We start from the raw sequence: 18,576 nt of genomic DNA, 5'->3' as shown, positions 1-18,576 counted from the left end.
ATCCATTTAAAAATAGCCTTACCGCATACAAGCATTTATAAACTTCATAGGTACATTCATTCGCTTTGCAACCTGTTCCGGCGTCATTCCACTATCCAAGAAACGCTTGCATACGACCTTCATATTCTCTCCGACTTCGATAATATGCTTATCAGGATCATAAAAGCGGACGACTCTCTGCCCCCAAGAATGTTCCATAATCGGGTGGATATATTCAATATCACATTCCTTCAGCCTCTCGGCAAACTTATCGAAATCATCTTCCTCAAAATAAATCTCGAAGTTGTTGCCGCCAAAAGAAATGTCATTTGTACCGATAAAATTTTTATATGTTTCAACAGTTTGTAAGGCTAAACCGCCTGTTAATGTCTTATTTGCTCCAAAGTCCATAATGATATGAAGTCCAAAGACTTTTTTATAAAATTCAACTGATCTGTCTATATCTGTTACTACCAGCATAGGGTTTTTTAATTTCATTTTTTCCTCCCGATATTCTCATTACTATTTCCGATTGGGCTTTCTTTTAATAGCCAGCAGCTTCATATAGTCATCGAATTCAGAAGTATCGGTTGGCTTAAACATCACCCATTTCCCGTCACGATAAGTTGTTGCTTCATCATATTGTCTGCAAACGGAGTCAGAAAGCGAATCTCTTATATCTTCAAATTTTGCTCTTTCATCTTTTCCAAAAATGATCATAAAACCAACGCAATTCCTTCTTGCGTACAGGCTACAAAGCGTTTTGCCGCCTCTGCGGTACTTATATTCATAAGTCCAGTTCTTACCGCCTGTATTCCATAGCCGTTCCATATCGTATTTTTCTTCAATCACCGAACACAGCTCTTGCCAGATCTCAAACAAAGGTTGTCCGAGCAATTCAGTCATAGTTGATTGAGTAGGTATATTTTCAAGCACTGTATCTCCTCCGTAAATCCGGATTTACTTATCTTTAGTGTCAAGTCCGAGTGCCATTTCAATTTCAGTATCCTCAGCTGTTTTCTTTCCAGTAATATCCTTATACGCTTCTTTTACACCGTTTTTTACTGCCCATTTCACAATAAAGTACAATGCAATCAAAATAATGATTGCAGTTCCACCACTGATTCCTAATTCTTCCCACATAATTTGAACCTCCAAATTCCAATTTTCTGCTCTACAACTTAGGATTTATTTCTCTAATATTCTTTTTAAATCCATAACAAACTGTGTTTGCTGTTTTTTTAAATATGATTTTACAAACGGCTTCATATAGAATTTCTTTGCTGTTACCTGTTCTGTAAAATCAATCTCCGTTTTATCGTCTATGGAAGTGAAAATGCCAACCCAATGTCCTTTCATATTGCTATTTTCCATATCAAATTCCCAGCGCTTATGCGGTTCTACAACAGTGATAGTAAAAGTGGTGGGATAGCCGTTTTTGGTATATTCAATAAATTGTTCTTCATTTATTACTGCCGTTTTACTTAAATCACTTCGCCATTGAGTATATTTATCAACTGCTAAAACAGTTTCCCAAACTTTATGAATATTACTATCAATACTGTCTTTTATATTTGAAATTGTCATTTTTGGCACTTCCTCTCAAATTTTAATTTGCTTGTATCTTTATTGCTCCTTTTCTTGCTTTTCCAGATACTTAACAACATCTTTGTCCCATCTAAGTTTCTTAACTCCACCAATAAAGAACATCGCAATCCCAATGCAAAGTATAACCGTCCTTCTAATAGAATCTGGAGAAATACAGCACGAAATCACTAATCCTGTACCAGCACCTGTAAAAAAATCAATAATGGATTGCTTATGTTTATAATACTTCCCGTATAATCTTTCCTTATCTATTGTTTTTACCATTTGTTTGTCCTCCTTCAATAATTTATCCAGAGAAATTTCAAACATATCACTCATAGTTACTAACGTATTCAAATCTGGATAGTTTTTTTCATTCTCCCAATTTGATATCGTCTGTCTTGTAACATGAAATAATCCGCCGAATTCCTCCTGTGACATTCCTTTTTCCTTTCGAACATTTAATATTGTTTTTCCAATACTCATCGTTATACCTCCTAAGGACATTATCAGTGGAATGTTACAAACAGAAAAGCAAACATTCTTTTACAGTCCGTTATTTTAAACACAAAGATTCTTTGACAAGGAAATTTTTATTAGTTTATAGCCTTGAGTCCTGTAAATTCTAATTTGTTACTCTATGTATTCTATCATTTCAAATTCTCCAAAGCAGACGGATTATTTTCGAGGATCTCCCCAATAGTGGGGCAGGTTTCTAATTCCGGACAGTCGCCGCAAGTGGAAACTCCTTTTTTCAAAGCACATTTCCGGATTTCGCACATATGCTCACAAAATACTGTTTTCGCTCCGTTCACACGACAGCCCTCACAGTTGATATGTTCCGGCAGAATGGGAGCGTTATTTAACTCTGCCCATAATTTTGCCGTTTTCTCCCGCAGGGCTTGATCGTTATTGACGGTCGCAAGGTATGCGTCGCATTTTTCGCAGTCCAGCCCACAGTATCCAATCATATCTTTCATAAGTATACGCCTCCTGTTTGTTATTTTTCATCATCAATTTCACGCTCAAAGATCGAATACTTCCAGTCATCAGTTCCGGAAATCAAACGCCAGCCTTGTTTTCCATATTCATTGAGCTTCTCAATATACCGTTCCAGCTTAATATGAACATTAAACGATGGCTCTGCGCTTAAATCAACTGTCATATACTCATACTTCTTCATAATAAACCGCCTTTCTATGTATGACTCTTTAAGAATAATTTTTCATTATATCCGCAACAAATTGTATCTGCTGCTTTTTCAGGTACGACTTCACAAAGGGCTTCATCAATAATTTCTTTGCTTCCACGCACTCCGTGAAATCTATCTCTGTTTCATCGGCTTTGGCAGTGAAAATACCAATCCAATGACCTTTCATATTGCTGTTTTCCATATCAAATTCCCATCGTCTGTATGGCTCGATAAGCGTCACTGTAAATGTCGTAGGGTAGCCATCTTTGGTATATTCGATAAATTGCTTGTCGCTTATAACTTCTGTTTTACACAGATCACTTCTCCAAGCAGCGTAATTCTCAATGTCTAAAACAAAATCCCATACTTGGCGAAGCTCGCTCGGAATCAACGCTTTTATATTTGAAGTCGCCATTTTCACACTCTCCCTAATTCCAATCGTCCCAAGCTATACTTTATACAGGTCTGATTAAATGATGTTCTAAAAAAGTTTCAAAGGTGTTTGCAGCTCCGCTATGTTCGGCAATTTTCCCACTTGTAACCTTATCTATATCAATCCCTGTAATTTCCAGAATTTTATTTGTGGGCGTTATTCCAACGAACTCACTTTTATGAGTGCCTCTCATAATATACTCTGAAATAACATAGTCATCCTCCTCATATTGGCGGAGAATCTTCATTGTGTAGTCAGGATAGGTTTTTTTCAAAGCCATCAGGTGCTGTCTCATTCCGTCCACGCCTACGAAAGTAGTTTTTTCTCCCATTCTGAATATACAGTCCTCCGATATATACTCAGACAGTTTATCAAGCATATTTTCAGAAACAATCACTTCATAAAAATATTTTACGATCTTCTTATTATCCATTTTGTTCCTCCAGAGCTTTCTGCCTTGACCGCATAGGTAGTGCTGTCCTGTTAAGCGCTTTTATATTTGAAACCGCCATTTTGTCCCTCCTTAAATCAGTCGTATTTCTCAATATGCACAGTGGCAATCGCCGACTGATTCGGCTCTCCGGTAACAAGGTCCTGCGGCGCAGGCACGAGCAGCATAAATCCGTCCTTGCCATATCTTAATTCATACCCTTGTGCGTAGGCTTCTTCGACAGAGATGTGCTGTACCTGTCCGATTACCATAGCCGTAATACCCGCACCGCTTAAATCCTGTATTTCTTTCAAGGTACATTCCATTGTGAGAAACGCTTCGCTAATCGCAGGCGCGTGAATGGTTTTGGCATTGGCAACCGTAAAGCCTCCTGCGGCAAATTCGTCATCGTCCCATTCATTCTGATGAATGGTATTTACCAAATTGTCATAGCAGCTTATCGGAAGGAAGTTAATGCAAAAGCTTTTTTCTCTTTGGATATTGGCATAGGTGTGGGTATGCTGATATAAGTTGCCCATCACGGCAAAGAATGCGCTTTTATCTCCGTGAAAGCAGCTCCACGAATGAAAGCATACATTCGGTTTTCCGTTCTCTTTCCAAGTCGTTACAGCAAAGAGAACGGTCGGTATGCCCGCCGTTACTTCAAAGTGCGAAAACAGCTCAAATTCTTCCGGATAGGCAGGTCTAAAATACTGCGGGAAATCCTTTTCAATCTCGATCTTCATCGCTGCCACCCTCACATATCACAGCTTCTCTACATCTTCCACATAGATGGAGACTTCGCCGCACTTCGGACAGATTGCTACCTTCGGCTTGCCGATCCTTCCGCTGAACAGTTTACTCTCGTCAGAAGACATCACAATGCCGTAACCAGCGCCTTCCACCTTTATTGTACAGTTTTCTTTCATCTCGGTTCCGCATCTTACACATGTTCTCATAATTATATTTCCTCCGTTTCATAGCCTCTTGTCTCTGACTATATGATCATACACTATAGATATACAACCGGAAAGAGTTTTACGGAAAAGATTCCAAACAAAACAGCTCATATCGTTTTATAACCATTACCGCTGTCAATTATATCATCTATTGACCAACATAACAATGTCAGTAACATCTGTAAACAAATACTTTAAGGTCTCCTATCGGTTACAATAAAATGGAATGGTGGTGATAAAAATCATGACAGAAAAAGATTTTTCCATGCGTCTTGCGCAGCTCAGAGAAGAAAAAGGTGTATCAGCTCGCGACATGAGCTTATCGATGGGGCAAAATCCCGGATATATCAATAATATTGAAAGCGGAAAATCTATGCCGTCTCTTTCTGGCATTTTCTATATCTGCGAATATCTTGAAATCACCCCGAAAGACTTTTTTGATATAGAAACAAATGATCCGACAAAGGCAAATGAATTATATAATATCGCCAAAAAGCTGGATAGCGATCAATTGGATCACCTCATCGCTCTGGCAAAGGGACTTCAAAAGTAAAATATTCGCTATAATTTCTTCATATAACAGCAAACGATATCTCTACATAGAATGCAGCCTCTTTCAATCAGCCAGATTTCAAAACATATCGAATTTCCCGGATATTTTTGTCGCCAATTTTTTCCTCTATCACATCTTCTGCCTTCAAAAATCCACAATGTTCATACAAAACTCTTGCTCGATTGTTTTCTTCCAGCACATATAAAAAAATTTCTTGAAATCCTTGCGCCGACAATTCTGCGATCACGAATTTCAATAATTCTTTTCCATATCCTTTCCCCATATATTCCGGGAGCAGATACAGAGAAATGATCTCTCCGCAACCTTCAAATTGCGGAAAGCGAGATTTGCAAAAGCTGCTGGTTCCGACTATCTTTCCCCGCTCAAACAAAATCAGTGTATTCCAGCCGGGGCTATCTATCACGGAAGCCCAGTGACCTCGTGGTATCGCATTCAGATAACTATCCGGCAAAATGTCTTTATAAGCATGTTTCCAGCTTCGCTCATATATTTCACTGATAGACATACGATCATCTTCCGGTCTTATATGTCGAATATACATTTGTCTGCTCCTTAATTCGCTGCTTTCATCTTTTTATATTCATCTACCGCTTTCTCCGGTGACAGTATCCTCATCTTTCCGGCAAACTGGAACACCCAGCCGTAAAAAGCCGGACTAAGTTCTACAGAGACACATGCGGTAAAAGTGCCGTCGCTGTGCGTTTGCGTCTCTACTTCTGTGCCAAACTGGTCAATGATGTACTTCATCAATTCGTCCTTACACAAAAGTTTCACTATCGTTTCTTCTCCGCCAAACATGCGGAAAACCTTGTTGCCAAAATCCGATATATTAAAGTCTTTCGGTTCTGAGATAGCTGCTTCTTCTAAAATTTCCGGCAAGCATAAGCGGTCTACTCGAAAAGTAATCACCTTCTGCCGTTTCTCAGAAAACCCCACCAGATAGTAATTGTCCTCATTCCAATAAAGCGCGTATGGGCTTAGGATATATTCTTCTCCATCATGGCGGAGTACCTTATACTTTTGCCCGTCGTATTCGTAATACTGAAATTTAATCTTTTTCTTCTGATTGATTGCATCGTTTAAGATATCTACAATATAGTACAACCTGCGGTTATCCGCCTTCATTTTCCCTGTGCCATGTACATTACGAATCAGCTCGTGGCGCTGGCTCTTTCCTGCCAGAGCAATGAGCTTTTTGATCAGATCATCGCTCTTATCCTGACTGATAAAACGAGCTGCGGAAACTGCGTCAATCAATAGCTTTAGTTCCGGAATTTCAAACACACGCTCACCCCAGAAATATTTATTGGGAGAGCTTTTAATCCTGATTATATCAAGATCCTCTGACTGGATCAAAAAGTTCATGTCTTCTCTAAAGGTTTTCCTGTCTACAGTAATTCCATTCTGTGCAAGAAAATCCATAATTTCATTTGTTGCTAAAGGATGATTTTCATCACTTTTCTCATAAAGCATCTTCATAATGAGAAAGATACGATCCCTTGTGTGTACTGCGTTCATGTAGTCTCCGTTTTTTTCTTTCTGTTACATTTATCTCTTGCTCAATGCTATGTTTTTATTATACCTCACACTTACAGCATTCAGCAATCGGTATGTAAAGAGATAATATCGAGCAAGATTCCTACAATAGTTTCTATTTTTTCACTTATAATCTTTCTTGCCATAATAAAAAGGGCGGCTCTGTAAAATACTCAGGGCCGCCTAAGAATCTATTTATTTTCCCTTCTTCGTATTGGGATTAGCTACAGCCTTTATCTTTTCAAAAGTTTCTGAACTAATCACATGCTCCATCCGGCAGGCTTCCCTTTCAGCCGTTTCCGGATCTACTCCGGCTTCGATCAGCCGATCGGTAAAGAAACGGTGCTTTTCATAAATATGCTCCGCCACTTCACGACCCACATTGGTCAGATGGAGAAAGTGATCCTCGTCCATCGTGAGAAAGCCGCCGTCCCGCAAGGTAGCCACCGCATGGCACACACTGGGCTTTGACACCTCCATGTGCCGGGCCACATCTACGGAGCGTACCATGCCTTTTTCTCTATAAATAACAAAGATTGCTTCTAGATAGTCTTCCCCGGACGCATGAAGTTTCATGTTGCAGTTCTCCCTCAAATTATCAGGCAATGCTCCAGCCCTCTGCCTGCTCACGGATTGTAATGAAACGGCGATAAAGTCCTTCCTGCTGAACAAGCTGCTGATGTGTTCCTTTCTGAACAACTTGACCTTTATCCACCACTAAAATCTGGTCAGCGTGTTCAATCGTTGCCAGACGGTGAGCGATAACGATAACCGTTTTTCCAATGGTCAATTCACTGATTGCCTGCTGGATCAGGTGCTCATTTTCCGGGTCAATACTTGCAGTTGCCTCATCAAGAATTACGATATTAGCGTTTTTCAATATGGCGCGAGCAATAGAAATGCGCTGTTTTTCTCCGCCAGACAGCGTAGAGCCACCCTCGCCGATCACCGTTTCATATCCATCGGGAAGAGCCATAATGAAGTCGTGGCACCGAGCCTTTTTCGCGGCCTCTATAATTTCTTCTTTTGTTGCACCTGGATTACCGAAACGGATGTTGTTTTCAATGGTATCGTGGAACAGGTAGACCTTTTGAAGGACCATCGAGATATTGCGGAGCAAACTGTCACAGGTCATGTTCCGTACATCCTCACCGCCTACTGTGACCTCGCCGCTGTCCACATCATAGAAACGGGCAATCAGGTTACAAATCGTGGTCTTGCCGCTGCCAGATGGCCCTACAATGGCCGTAGTGCTGCCCTGCGGGATGGAAAAGCTGATATTCCGTAAAACAGGAACTTTATCGTAGGAGAATGTCACATCACGGAAAGCAATGTCCGTGTTCTGCAAAGAAATATCTTTCCCGTCTTTGTCTATAATGTCAGCGTGTTCAATGCCGTCCAGTTTGTCCAGCGTAGCATCAATGACCTCCAATACATGGGCGGCGTTGTTCATGGCTTCCACACTTCCAAAGATCATAAAAGAGAACATATCCAGCATGAGCATGGTAGGAAGTTCCATACTGCCGTTATAGGTCAGCAGAGCGGCCACAGCTACTATGGCGATGGAGGCAGCTTTCAGCGAAAACAGGTGCAGACAGTTGAAGGGCATATATTCCACTTCAATTTTGATGTTGATTTTCTTGCTGTCGCTGTATGCTTTGCGAATACCGGCAATAGACACACCTTCCTGCTTAAAGGCTTTCACCACCTGCATCCCTCGCAGATACTCGATGGAATTTTCCACCATATCGTCCTGTGCCTTTTGATGGATAGGAGCGTTTTGGTGGCTGCGCGCCTCCAGCAGGTGAAGAAACAGGGCAGACAGAAGGACACCAGCCAGAGCAATTCCTCCCGCCAGAGGGCTGTAAAATGCAAGGAACAATATCAGGACAACAACGGTGATATATCCATTCACAACGGTGTTGACCATATTCATGGCGAACATTTCCATAAACGAGAGGTCGGTTGTAGCGGCTGCGGAAAGTTCGCCCATATTGTTCTTACTGAAAAAGCCAAGCGACACCCGCTTCAAAATGTCTCCCAGCCTGATTCTCTCGTCAGCGGTTGCTTCATAACCGACACTTTCCTGCGTGATGGCTCGGAGATAAGAGAACAGGTATCGACCCAATACAGCTAAAATCATGGCCCCCAGCATGATCCAGATGTCCTGGCTCTCCAATGGTTTAACGCCACCCCAGTCATCCAGAACAGCACTCAGTCCCTTTGCAGCCAGCATAATAGGAATTGCGGTAAAAATGCTGTGAATGAAAGCGTAGATAAACCCGATGTAAATACGCCGTTTATATTTTCCTGTCCATTGGATCAGTCGATTTACAATCCGAAACATATCAGTTACCTCCTTTCCCGGAACCGGCAGACCAGTTCTGCGCTCCGATATGCGCCTCCCACATATCCCGATAGAGAGAGTCGCCATCTAAAAGCTGCTGATGAGTACCTGTGTTCTCAACCTGCCCGTTTTGCAGGACAATAATCTGATCGGCATTTTTGATGGTGGACAAACGATGCGCGATGACCAGCAGCGTTTTCCCTTTTGTCAAAGCAGCGATAGACTGCTGGATTTTTTCTTCGTTCTCCTGATCGGTGAACGCCGTTGCCTCGTCCAAAATCACGATGGGGGCATTTTTCAAAATCATGCGGGCAATAGAAATACGCTGTTTTTCACCACCTGAAAGCCGGTTCCCCGCATCCCCGGCCATCGTGTCATAGCCATTGTCCAATTTCCGTATAAACTCATCACAGCAGGCGGCTTTTGCTGCCGCATATACTTCCTCGTCCGTAGCATCAGGGTTTCCCAGCCGGATATTTTCCTTGATGGAGCAGTTGAACAAGAAGTTATCCTGTGTAACAAAGCTGACAATATCGGCAAGCTGGGCCAGCGGCATACTGCGAATGTCCACACCGCCAATGGTGATTTTTCCATCGTTCACATCCCAAAAACGGGCAATCAAGCGGGCGATGGTGGACTTACCTCCACCGGACGGGCCGACAAGTGCCGTAAACTTTCCCTCCGGGATTTTCAGATTGATATGGGAAAGCACCTGTTTACCGCTCTCTTTATCATAAGAGAACGAAACATCCTGAAGCTGAATGTCTTTGGACTGCGCCTCCACTGGTTTTCCAGTATCGGGCAGTTCTTCCACATGGAGCAGCTTGTCTACATCGTGTACGGCATATTCAACCGTTTTCGTTTCATTGACATAGGTGGTAAAGTTCATCAGCGGACCTACAATCCCCAGCGAGAGGATCAGGCACATCACAAGATCCTGCGGGGCCAGGCTGCCGGTCCAATAGAGATACATACCAATCGGGAGCGTCCCCAAAAAGGTGGATGGTAACACCGCAGAAATAAAATTCATCAACTTCCAAGTGCTTTGATACCATTTGAGGGTGTAGTCCTTGAAAGATTGAACCGCCTTTGTGAATTTTTCATAGGAGCTGGAGGACTGGTTAAACGCCTTGATAACTTCAATGCCCTCCACATACTCTACAATCACGCCGTTCACATAGTTATTGGACTCCATGTAATCGGCATAGAGCTTATTAAAATTCTTCATCATCATGGCAAAAGCGATAAAAGCGAGAGGCACAGTCACCAGCATAGCCAGAGCCATACGCCAGTCAATCCAGGCCAGATAGACAAAGACTGCTACGGGGAGCAGCAGGTTGGAGATACACTCCGGGATCATGTGGGCCAGCGGCAGCTCAATCGTTTCTACCCGGTCTACCAATACACTTTTCAGCTTACCCACGGACTCTCCGATGACTGTCCCCAGCGGAGCTTTCATCAGCCGCTGGGCAAGGGTCAAACGAATATTCTCCAAAATGGTGTAGGCAGATATGTGGGACAGGCTCGTTGAAATACCATAGAGCAAGAAGCGTATCGCATAAGCGCCAAGTCCGATCCAGCACCATTTCCAAACCTCTGCCATCACAGGTGAACCGTCGATAAAGAGTGTGATAATTTGGTAAACACTCCAATAAGGTATCAGTCCGGCAACCACACTGATGATTGCACATAAGACGGACAGGACAATCTTGCCCCGGCACTGTGAAGCAAAGGAAAACACAATAGAAATCCAGCTTTTCTGCTTCATTTCCTTTCCTCCTTTAGCAAAAAATTAGAGAGCACCAATCTCTTTGGTACTCTCTAAGTATTACAGGTATTCAATTTGTCTGCCACTCTGCGAAGCCTCGTTTTGCTCCATTTAGATTTTTATTTTTCGATATTCCAGCGGTGTTTTCCCTTTGACTTTTTTGAACGCTTCGGAGAATTTGCTGGTGTTCGTATAACCGACTTTTCCGGCAATCACTGTAATCGGTTCATCCGTTTGTGTGAGAAGGGACGCCGCCAGGTCCATCCGATAATTCCGCATATAGGTATAAATAGCGGTGCCGTAAACTCCCTTAAAGCACTGCTTTAGGGCAGAAGTAGAAATATCAAACTTTTCAGATAATTCCTCCATTGTGAAGTGACGTTCCGGCTCCTCCGTCATAAATGCCATGATTGCTTTAACTTTCTCTACCTGTGTTTTATAAAAATAGGGGCGCTCCACACCTAAAACCGTAGGGTCTACTGTCTTGAGCGTGACCAACAGTTCTAATACCTTTACCCTGAGATATTCCAAGCGGATATTTTCCGGCACCTGGTAGAGTTCCGAAATCACATGGTCGGGAACGGAATTCCCGTGCATGATAAAAGGCCGAGCCTTTAAGGCAAATTGGTGTTCAATCTGTTCCAGATCGATAGAAAATAGGGACAGAAGCTCTCCGAGACTTTCCGCAGCTTCGGGAACAGAAATTGTAATTGTAATCCCGTGGTAATGACTTACGGGAAAGCTGCAATGGTTGTTTTCCGTAGCAGAACTGTCCAGCATAATATCGCCGGACGCAAGATAAAGATAAGCACCATTGCTGACTTCCCACTCAATGCGTCCCTCCCGGCAGTGATGGATAGAAATATAGTGAGTGTTGTCGAAGCGCCTCGGCGGGCAACTTGCCATGTGGAAGTCATTATATATAACTCCAATTCCGGGATACACCTCATAGTAGGTTGCTGTTCCATCTCCTGTTTCGTTTTTCATCTGATAAACGGAACAGGATTCGTCCCGGCAGAGCAAATTCATATTTTGCTGCGAAAAAAACAGGTCGCTTCTGTTCAAACTGTGATCACCTCGATTCAATAAAAAAGTTTTTGAGGAGCTGAAGCCCTGTGGCATCCAGCGCATATTGTTCCTGTACCACACCGTGTTCCAAATGCAGAACATGAGTGCAGCAACTGACGATCAGCTCATAATCGTGGGTGATAACAAGAGAGGTCTTTCCCATCTCCTGTATCGTTATGAGTTCATCGGCCACGTCCTTCATGTGCTGTAAATCCAAGCCGCTGGTAGGTTCATCCAGCACTAAAACCTTACGCTCGGAAACAAGGGCGGTAGCAATCGCCACTCGCTGCTTCTGGCCGCCGGAGAGCGCCATCGGATGCCGCTCCTTAAACTGCAACAAATCCAATCGGTCAAGAATTGCATCCGCCTTATCCGAAGCTGGCTCCGCCATGCTGATGAGCATTTCTTCCTCTGTGCTTTCTGTAAACAACTGATGGTTGACATCCTGCATGACCATATAGCACAGGGACAGCCTCTGTTTTCTATTATACGTTTTCCCATCCACTTTCACAATGCCCTTACAGTGTTTCTCTAATCCGCAGAGGCACCGGGCCAAGGTTGATTTTCCAGCTCCGTTATGGCCGATCACCGCGATAATGCCCGCCTGCGGCAGCGAAAGACTGTCAATATCCAGCGCATCCCTTTGCTTTGTATAAGCAAAATGAAAGTTCTCACATTCGATAGTACCGCAGCTTACAGCAGAATGTGCTACCACCGGGAACGCCCCCAGGTCAAAAGGCCGCAATCCCATTTCTGCCTGTTGCGCTGCGGACAGTTTCAAGGCGTCCGAAGCCAGATAATCTTTTTCGATTTTTCCGTTTTTCAAATAAATAACACGGTCTATCAGCTCTTTCAAATAATAGAGCCGATGTTCCGCAATAATAACTGTTTTCCCTTGCTGTTTCCAAATCTGGATCATCCGGCGCAAATCTTTTGTGGCTGACATATCCAGATTAGAAGATGGTTCATCCAGGACAATGATGGGCGGATCACTGGCCGATACAGAGGCGCAGGCGATTTTCTGCTTTTCCCCACCGGAAAGAGAAAAGATATTTTTCCCCAGCAGGTTCTCCATCCCAAACTGCTCCGCAGTCGATTTCACCCGCTGAATGATTTTTTCTTCAGGCAAGCCCTGATTTTCACATCCAAAGGCCAGTTCGCTAGTAGAGTCCACCGTAAAAAACTGTGTGCGGGGATTTTGAAAAACGCTCCCCACATATTTTGCTGTTTCATAGAGTGGAAGTCTGCTGATGTTCTTTCCATCCAGCAGGACTTCACCGCTTAACTCGCCCTCATAATAATTTGGGATCAGCCCATTCACCAACCGGGTCAGGGTTGTTTTTCCGCAGCCAGATTGTCCACACAAAAGGATAACTTGCCCGTCCGGGATGATTAAGTTAATGTTTACAAGCCCGCCGGCATCCGTTCCCCCGGCATATCGAAAATTGATGTTGCGAAATTCAATCATAGGCGCCTTCCTCCTAACAGATAAAGAAACCGACCCAACAGGGTATCGCCAGCAGGAAGAAGAAAAAGTCCAAAGGCCCAAAGCTGATTTTACATATATTCGTCCGTTTCTGCGGCGCTCCAAGCCCTCGCGTAAGAGCAGCCGCAGACAGTTCTTCTCCGATTTTGGCAATCGAAATCATCAGAGGAACAATCCGGTATTCCAGCATCTTCATGGGACTGCGGAAGGTAGTGATGCCGCGCATCTTCATAGCGTCCCGAATGGCTGCATATTCCTCTTTGACTGTGGGGAAAAATCGGAATACCACCGACATAGGGATCACGATTTTTTGTGGAATGTGCATCTTCTCCATCGCAGCAACAAATTCGCTGACGGTTGTCGTACTCACCAGATAATATCCCATGATAAATCCGGGGAGCATATGCGTATAAATTCCGACTGCGGCTCCCAGGATAAAATTCCATGTGCCAGTGAGCAGCGGTAATACCGTTAATTCCAACGCAAACAAAACAGCGTATGTAACTGCAAATCTGGCTGCGGCTGTCCATTTTCTCGAAAGGAGCAGAAAAATAATCGGACAAGCCATGAGGCACGGACGGACGAAATTCATAAATCCGCCTGTACCTCCGGTAATCATAATCGTGCTGACAGTTACAGTCAAAAACAGTTTTGTCCTTGGATCGGTGGGAATAACAGCTTTGTTTTCAAATTTTAGCGTTGTAATCGCCGCATCCATCAGGCAATCCCCGCCTTTTCAAAATGTTTCTTCAACACGGCCTTGCCAAGAAGCGCCCCCAAAATGCCGCCGATAAAAGTGACAACAAACAGAACCGGATATGTCCAGCCAGGAGTATAGGACATAAGGGTATCTACATATTCCTGTCCATAGCTGCTTACAAGTGAAGCAAAAAAAGTGTCACGAGTTAAGAACATCCGGCTTACATATCCCATGATCCAAAGGGAGAACACGCCATTGCCAAGGAGCGTGCATTTCCAGCTTTGATACTTTCCGGCCCGCAAAATTACATCGCCCAGAACGCCAAAGATGATACCAAAAATCAGAACCAGCACGCCACTACCCATAATTAAATTCAGCAAGCCAAGGATAATGCCAGTCAGAGATACCATGCCGAATTTTTTGACCTTCGTTAAGTACAGCATAAAGGGAATACCGCACAGGATGGGGCACACCAATCCTAACAGCGGGATAAAGATAGGGATATATCCCAGCATCATACCCGCAAAGAAAATGACAAAATAGATGGCGGTGAAAATGCCTACGTTGATAAGGTCTTTGGCTTGTAGTTTGTTACTTCTTGCTTCCATTCTCTACATACCTCCAGTGTAGTTAGATACTTCTAACCCATTGTGATTAAAAATAGCGAAACAGGATTTCGCATAATCAAATTTTACTATAACCCAAATAGACTGTGCCACTCTGGATAGTTTGAAAATACTCCAAATGGTTACGAATATTTGATTTCATATACCGTCAAGCAATGCAAACATATATATATGCTTTGCTCTTTTATCACCTTTTCGCCCTAATATATTTACCATTCGGCACATAATGATTTCTATTCATGTTGAACTCGGACTTCACCAATTACACTGAGCGCATATATGTAAAGAGACAGGGGAAACGCCCTGCCTCGTCTTTCTATTTCCCCATGCTCAGCCATCCCTTTTCTGGATTCACATAACTGCCGTTTACCCTGACTCCCAGATGCAGATGCGGTCCTGTTGAGTTACCTGTATTTCCAACTTCACCGATCACCTGACCTCTCACTACTTTCTGTCCTTTTGATACATTGATCTTACTGAGATGTCCGTAAACAGTCTCAAGGCTGTTACTATGTCTGATGATAATGCATTTTCCAAGTCCTCCGTTCCAGCCTGCGGAAGTTACTGTCCCCGATTCACAGGCAAGTACTTTTGTCCCGGTTGGAAATCCGATATCCAGTCCCTGATGATTTGTTGAGCCGATCCCTCCCGGAGAAGATCTCGGTCCAAAATGGGAAGTTATATTTCCCTGTGTCATACCTGCTATCGGAAGTCCCAATTTTCCGCTTCCGTTAAAGATAACATCATAGGAATAGTTGCCATACGGATAATATCTAAGCACATGCTCCACGTAATCCGTGTCTCCATATGAAGACCATCCGTTTTTCTTCGCCTGCTGTTTGGAATATTCTACGGCTCCCGCCTTCGAATATCCACCGTGGTTTTCAAGCGCCCATGATATATATCCCACACCGAAGTTATACCCCTGCAGGGCAAGCTTTATCCTGTCCATATCCACCGGATTTTGGACTCCAGCAGCTGTAATAGCGCTTTTAAGATATTGGATACCGCAGTTTATGGAGTACTCCGGATCGGTTATCCCGTTTGGCTTTTTCGGATACTTCGTATTAAAGCTGCACTCTGAAGCCTGCATGGGATCCGTACCCCTGCCGCCTGACTCCTGCATCATGACCGCCTTGATCAGCTCTACATATTCCGGTATCCCATATTCTTTCGCATACTTTTCTATTACTGGAGTATAGCTTTCCACTTCTGCACTCACGGGAAGATAATCATTGGAACTGCTGTCGCCAAAAAAGTAAAGAGCTGCCCCAAAGAGGCAGCATATTACAACAGCAAGCACTGCGATCCACCCTCCCGCAAACAGGAATACAAAAAGTGTTTTTAAACTCGCCGCGATCGCTCGCACTGCATGGATTGCCCTGACAGCGCCTTTTCTCACGCCTGAATATTTAACATGTTTTCCGGTAAGCCGTTTTTGAGCAAGTCGTTTCGACAAAGCATGTTTATTTGCCGAATACGATATTTCATTACTGCTTCGCCCTGCCTTTTTTATCTTTGTTCCCGGCCTTCTTACAGTGTATGACGATCTGCTTATGTCCGCTCCCTTGTCCTTTATTCCTTGCCTTCGCTGCCTGATCTCGTTCTTCAAAACAGTGACGCTCTTTCCTCCGGCTTCATTAAACTTCCCGCCGCCTTTTCGCATGAGTGTATTCCCTGCGCCGGAAAGCCTGTTTACGGCATATTCTGCCGGTGAGCCTTCGGTGCTCTTTTGCTTTTCTTCTACCAGTTCCTTTGTTCTGGCATAGGAATGTTTCATCCTGCTTGCTAATATATCTGCAAAACGCTATCTCTCGTTTCTGTCAATATCTCTTCCGGGTAAAAACAGTCTTCTTATCTTAAGATCACCCGTATCTGTACGCGTGATTATCTCAGGATGACGGAACATTTCTTCATATTTTTTTCTGAGATTATCCGGAAGCGAAAGATATTTTTCGCTTTCTACCGGCGCATAGCAGATAAAAAAAGAACCGCAGATTATATCCTGAAGCTCTCCTTCCTTATCAAATATCCCTCGATTTGGTTCAAGTCCATTGATCTTTCCTTCATCGTTACAAACGATCGCGACCTCATCTTCAAAAGGCATATACTCTTCAATATATCCTCCAACAAGATTTTGCATAGACTCTAAATCACCATCGATTTCAACAATTTTGGGAGTTTTCATCGGTTCAATATACAGTACCTTCAGCTTAGCGGTCTCTCTCATTTTTCATCATCTCCTTTTCCTCTTCTATTTCAGAAAAGCGTATTCGTCTACATAAATAATCATTAAAATCCTTGCCGTATGGCGGCGGTTCATCGTAGACCACATACACACCCTCAAGAGCCTTCATAAGTCCCTTTGCAGAGGTTCTTCCTGCAAAATCATTATCAAAATGAAGATGCAGATCATATGTCCTGCAGTTTTCCGAAAGGACCTTCTGAAGAGCAACAGGCACTTTTGATGTGCCGTCAGCTCTCGGTCTGTATACGCCGGCAAGGGATACAAGGTTTTCTTCTTTCCAGTTAAATCCGTCCATTTTTCGCAGGGTAGCAAAGCTAAGCAGATCGATCGCACTTTCAAAAATATGCGTACTATTACTTGCCGGACTTAATATTTTGAAGCAGTACCTCTTATCACTTCCGGCAGCATCACCTAAGATCCTCATCCCATTTGTGGCACGAAAAGATGCATACCTTGGGACATTCTCATTATCGTATCCCACAAAAATCGCATTGCCATGTTCCCTGGATTCATATAAGAGGTCATTTTCAATGCAGTATTTTATGATTTCAAGATCGATTCCTCTCCTGCAAAGATATGCAACTACTCTGCTGCTCCTTTCGTTTCTTTCCGGAAGCAGCAGCTTCTTATCCTGAAGTTTTCCTTTAGATGAAGCAGGGGTGCTGCGATATGCGCACCCCTTATCGTTTAATAAATTAACGGCTTCAACAAACGGGATCTCCTTTACTTTTATAAGGTAATCAAGCGCGCTGTAGCCTCCGATCCCTCTGGAAAACCACATCCATGCACCGTTGCTGATCTTAAGACTATCGTGAGTTCTGGTCGAATAAATATCATTTCCGATCCTGACAAGCTCACTCGGATCATAAAGCTTCAGATATGTCAGAAGATCGATCTGTCTGGCCTTTTCGATCTCTTGCGTAGTCACCCAGCCCATTTATACCACCTTATCTTTCATAATCCTTTTCCTTTTTATCACGGGAGCCTGCAGGTATTGTCAGATCTTTGTCTGCTACAATATCCTTAAGATTTTTCATTTCATGCTCGCTTAAAGTAAGCCCTCTCGACATGTGGGTATGATCAGGCGACCAATCGCGAATGTCGAATTTAGGTCTTTTGCCGTTCCATGATACGACATTAAGTTCCTTTGCCCAACCATGCTGATTCTGAGAAATCACTCCTATATGTTCTACGATTTCAAAACTGATATCATTGTTATTTATCATAAGTTCCTCTTCCTTTCTTTTCATATCATCTTTCAATTCCTGTAAATACCCATCAACACTTTCCCTTATTTCTTCTGTGTCCACCTCATTGCACTCTTTCCATGCAGTCGTGCAGATTTCGAGCGGATTTTCAAAGCTAAGAAGATCCATCATCTGTTCATGAGAAAAGTAATTCCCTTCTATCATGAATAAAATCTCGTCCCTGATCACAGTTTCATAAGAGCTTTTTATGATTTCCTCCGGCTTTTTTCCAAGCAAATCGTTTACATACCTTTCATATTCCACCTCCATTTTCTCAAGTAGTTCCCTGTTAATATCACGCCTTTCTCCTATAGCTTCCACCTCCTTTCTGAGCAATAAAAAAACCGAATGACCTCGGATCGCCATCCGGTATGTATCCTGAGCGCGCCTTTTTTC

At 43.2% G+C, this 18,576-nt stretch carries 25 protein-coding genes; 1 reads left to right on the top strand and 24 read right to left on the bottom strand.

The window, feature by feature from the left end:
* Positions 1-18: 18 nt before the first annotated feature.
* The 11 genes from H9L42_RS02390 to H9L42_RS02340 form a co-directional block, all read right to left on the bottom strand.
* The gene (locus H9L42_RS02390) at positions 19-477 is read right to left on the bottom strand and encodes a VOC family protein (protein WP_187301836.1); all 459 of its coding nucleotides are present in this window, start codon (positions 475-477) and stop codon (positions 19-21) included.
* 24 nt (positions 478-501) lie between these two features.
* Positions 502-915, bottom strand: coding sequence for a DUF3788 family protein (locus tag H9L42_RS02385; RefSeq protein WP_187301835.1), 414 nt, complete (start codon positions 913-915; stop codon positions 502-504).
* 24 nt (positions 916-939) lie between these two features.
* Positions 940-1,122, bottom strand: coding sequence for a DUF6019 family protein (locus H9L42_RS02380; protein ID WP_187301834.1), 183 nt, complete (start codon positions 1,120-1,122; stop codon positions 940-942).
* 45 nt (positions 1,123-1,167) lie between these two features.
* Positions 1,168-1,566 carry an SRPBCC family protein gene (locus H9L42_RS02375; protein WP_187301833.1) on the bottom strand — a complete coding sequence of 133 codons (399 nt, stop codon included), beginning with the start codon at positions 1,564-1,566 and terminating at the stop codon, positions 1,168-1,170.
* A 39-nt stretch (positions 1,567-1,605) separates the two neighbouring features.
* Positions 1,606-2,052 carry a helix-turn-helix domain-containing protein gene (locus tag H9L42_RS02370; RefSeq protein ID WP_187301832.1) on the bottom strand — a complete coding sequence of 149 codons (447 nt, stop codon included), beginning with the start codon at positions 2,050-2,052 and terminating at the stop codon, positions 1,606-1,608.
* Positions 2,053-2,216: 164 nt separating this feature from the next.
* Positions 2,217-2,546, bottom strand: a complete 330-nt coding sequence (locus H9L42_RS02365) for a DUF3795 domain-containing protein (protein WP_187301831.1) — start codon at positions 2,544-2,546, stop codon at positions 2,217-2,219.
* Between the two features lie 20 nt (positions 2,547-2,566).
* The gene (locus H9L42_RS02360; RefSeq protein ID WP_243235614.1) at positions 2,567-2,749 is read right to left on the bottom strand and encodes a DUF4177 domain-containing protein; all 183 of its coding nucleotides are present in this window, start codon (positions 2,747-2,749) and stop codon (positions 2,567-2,569) included.
* Between the two features lie 28 nt (positions 2,750-2,777).
* Complete coding sequence (locus tag H9L42_RS02355) at positions 2,778-3,173, bottom strand: SRPBCC family protein (RefSeq protein ID WP_187301830.1); 396 nt, start codon at positions 3,171-3,173, stop codon at positions 2,778-2,780.
* Between the two features lie 40 nt (positions 3,174-3,213).
* Positions 3,214-3,624 carry an ester cyclase gene (locus H9L42_RS02350; protein ID WP_187301829.1) on the bottom strand — a complete coding sequence of 137 codons (411 nt, stop codon included), beginning with the start codon at positions 3,622-3,624 and terminating at the stop codon, positions 3,214-3,216.
* A 95-nt stretch (positions 3,625-3,719) separates the two neighbouring features.
* Positions 3,720-4,367 (bottom strand): flavin reductase family protein, encoded by a 648-nt coding sequence (locus H9L42_RS02345; protein ID WP_187301828.1) that lies wholly within the window; start codon positions 4,365-4,367, stop codon positions 3,720-3,722.
* An 18-nt stretch (positions 4,368-4,385) separates the two neighbouring features.
* A complete protein-coding gene (locus H9L42_RS02340) occupies positions 4,386-4,580 on the bottom strand; it encodes a nucleic acid-binding protein (protein ID WP_187301827.1) in 195 nt (64 codons plus the stop codon).
* Between the two features lie 244 nt (positions 4,581-4,824).
* Here H9L42_RS02340 and H9L42_RS02335 point away from each other — a divergent pair, with 244 nt between their 5' ends.
* Positions 4,825-5,133, top strand: a complete 309-nt coding sequence (locus H9L42_RS02335) for a helix-turn-helix domain-containing protein (protein ID WP_187301826.1) — start codon at positions 4,825-4,827, stop codon at positions 5,131-5,133.
* A gap of 67 nt (positions 5,134-5,200) precedes the next feature.
* On the opposite strand, the gene H9L42_RS02330 is transcribed toward H9L42_RS02335, so the two are convergent.
* From H9L42_RS02330 to H9L42_RS17325, 13 genes are all read right to left on the bottom strand, one after another.
* Positions 5,201-5,695: a GNAT family N-acetyltransferase gene (locus H9L42_RS02330; RefSeq protein ID WP_187301825.1), complete on the bottom strand. Its 495-nt coding sequence runs from the start codon at positions 5,693-5,695 to the stop codon at positions 5,201-5,203.
* Between the two features lie 11 nt (positions 5,696-5,706).
* Positions 5,707-6,672: a helix-turn-helix transcriptional regulator gene (locus tag H9L42_RS02325; protein WP_187301824.1), complete on the bottom strand. Its 966-nt coding sequence runs from the start codon at positions 6,670-6,672 to the stop codon at positions 5,707-5,709.
* 213 nt (positions 6,673-6,885) lie between these two features.
* Positions 6,886-7,266, bottom strand: a complete 381-nt coding sequence (locus H9L42_RS02320) for a metal-dependent transcriptional regulator (protein WP_187301823.1) — start codon at positions 7,264-7,266, stop codon at positions 6,886-6,888.
* Between the two features lie 22 nt (positions 7,267-7,288).
* Positions 7,289-9,037 carry an ABC transporter ATP-binding protein gene (locus tag H9L42_RS02315; protein ID WP_187301822.1) on the bottom strand — a complete coding sequence of 583 codons (1,749 nt, stop codon included), beginning with the start codon at positions 9,035-9,037 and terminating at the stop codon, positions 7,289-7,291.
* Position 9,038: 1 nt separating this feature from the next.
* Positions 9,039-10,805, bottom strand: coding sequence for an ABC transporter ATP-binding protein (locus H9L42_RS02310; RefSeq protein ID WP_187301821.1), 1,767 nt, complete (start codon positions 10,803-10,805; stop codon positions 9,039-9,041).
* A 111-nt stretch (positions 10,806-10,916) separates the two neighbouring features.
* Positions 10,917-11,870 carry a helix-turn-helix domain-containing protein gene (locus H9L42_RS02305; protein WP_187301820.1) on the bottom strand — a complete coding sequence of 318 codons (954 nt, stop codon included), beginning with the start codon at positions 11,868-11,870 and terminating at the stop codon, positions 10,917-10,919.
* Between the two features lie 7 nt (positions 11,871-11,877).
* Complete coding sequence (locus H9L42_RS02300; protein WP_187301819.1) at positions 11,878-13,341, bottom strand: ABC transporter ATP-binding protein; 1,464 nt, start codon at positions 13,339-13,341, stop codon at positions 11,878-11,880.
* Positions 13,342-13,354: 13 nt separating this feature from the next.
* Positions 13,355-14,077, bottom strand: a complete 723-nt coding sequence (locus H9L42_RS02295) for an energy-coupling factor transporter transmembrane component T (RefSeq protein WP_187301818.1) — start codon at positions 14,075-14,077, stop codon at positions 13,355-13,357.
* The gene (locus H9L42_RS02290; protein ID WP_187301817.1) at positions 14,077-14,667 is read right to left on the bottom strand and encodes an MptD family putative ECF transporter S component; all 591 of its coding nucleotides are present in this window, start codon (positions 14,665-14,667) and stop codon (positions 14,077-14,079) included. Before H9L42_RS02290 ends, H9L42_RS02295 begins: the two co-directional genes overlap by 1 nt.
* A 334-nt stretch (positions 14,668-15,001) precedes the next feature.
* Complete coding sequence (locus H9L42_RS17140; RefSeq protein WP_187301816.1) at positions 15,002-16,465, bottom strand: peptidoglycan DD-metalloendopeptidase family protein; 1,464 nt, start codon at positions 16,463-16,465, stop codon at positions 15,002-15,004.
* 27 nt (positions 16,466-16,492) lie between these two features.
* Entirely contained in the window at positions 16,493-16,915 is a 423-nt protein-coding gene (locus H9L42_RS02280; RefSeq protein WP_187301815.1) for a DUF3846 domain-containing protein, read from the bottom strand.
* Positions 16,899-17,870, bottom strand: coding sequence for a DUF3991 and TOPRIM domain-containing protein (locus H9L42_RS02275; protein ID WP_187301814.1), 972 nt, complete (start codon positions 17,868-17,870; stop codon positions 16,899-16,901). The genes H9L42_RS02280 and H9L42_RS02275 overlap by 17 nt, the downstream gene beginning before the upstream one ends.
* Positions 17,871-17,880: 10 nt before the next feature.
* Entirely contained in the window at positions 17,881-18,546 is a 666-nt protein-coding gene (locus tag H9L42_RS17325; protein WP_187301813.1) for a PC4/YdbC family ssDNA-binding protein, read from the bottom strand.
* Between the last annotated feature and the right edge of the window lie 30 nt (positions 18,547-18,576).

Source organism: Zhenpiania hominis, assembly GCF_014333425.1.
Taxonomy (GTDB): Bacteria; Bacillota; Clostridia; order Peptostreptococcales; family Anaerovoracaceae; genus Hominibacterium; species Hominibacterium hominis.
The sequence above is the reverse complement of the archived record's forward strand: the minus strand, read 5'-3'. Positions and strand labels throughout refer to the sequence as shown.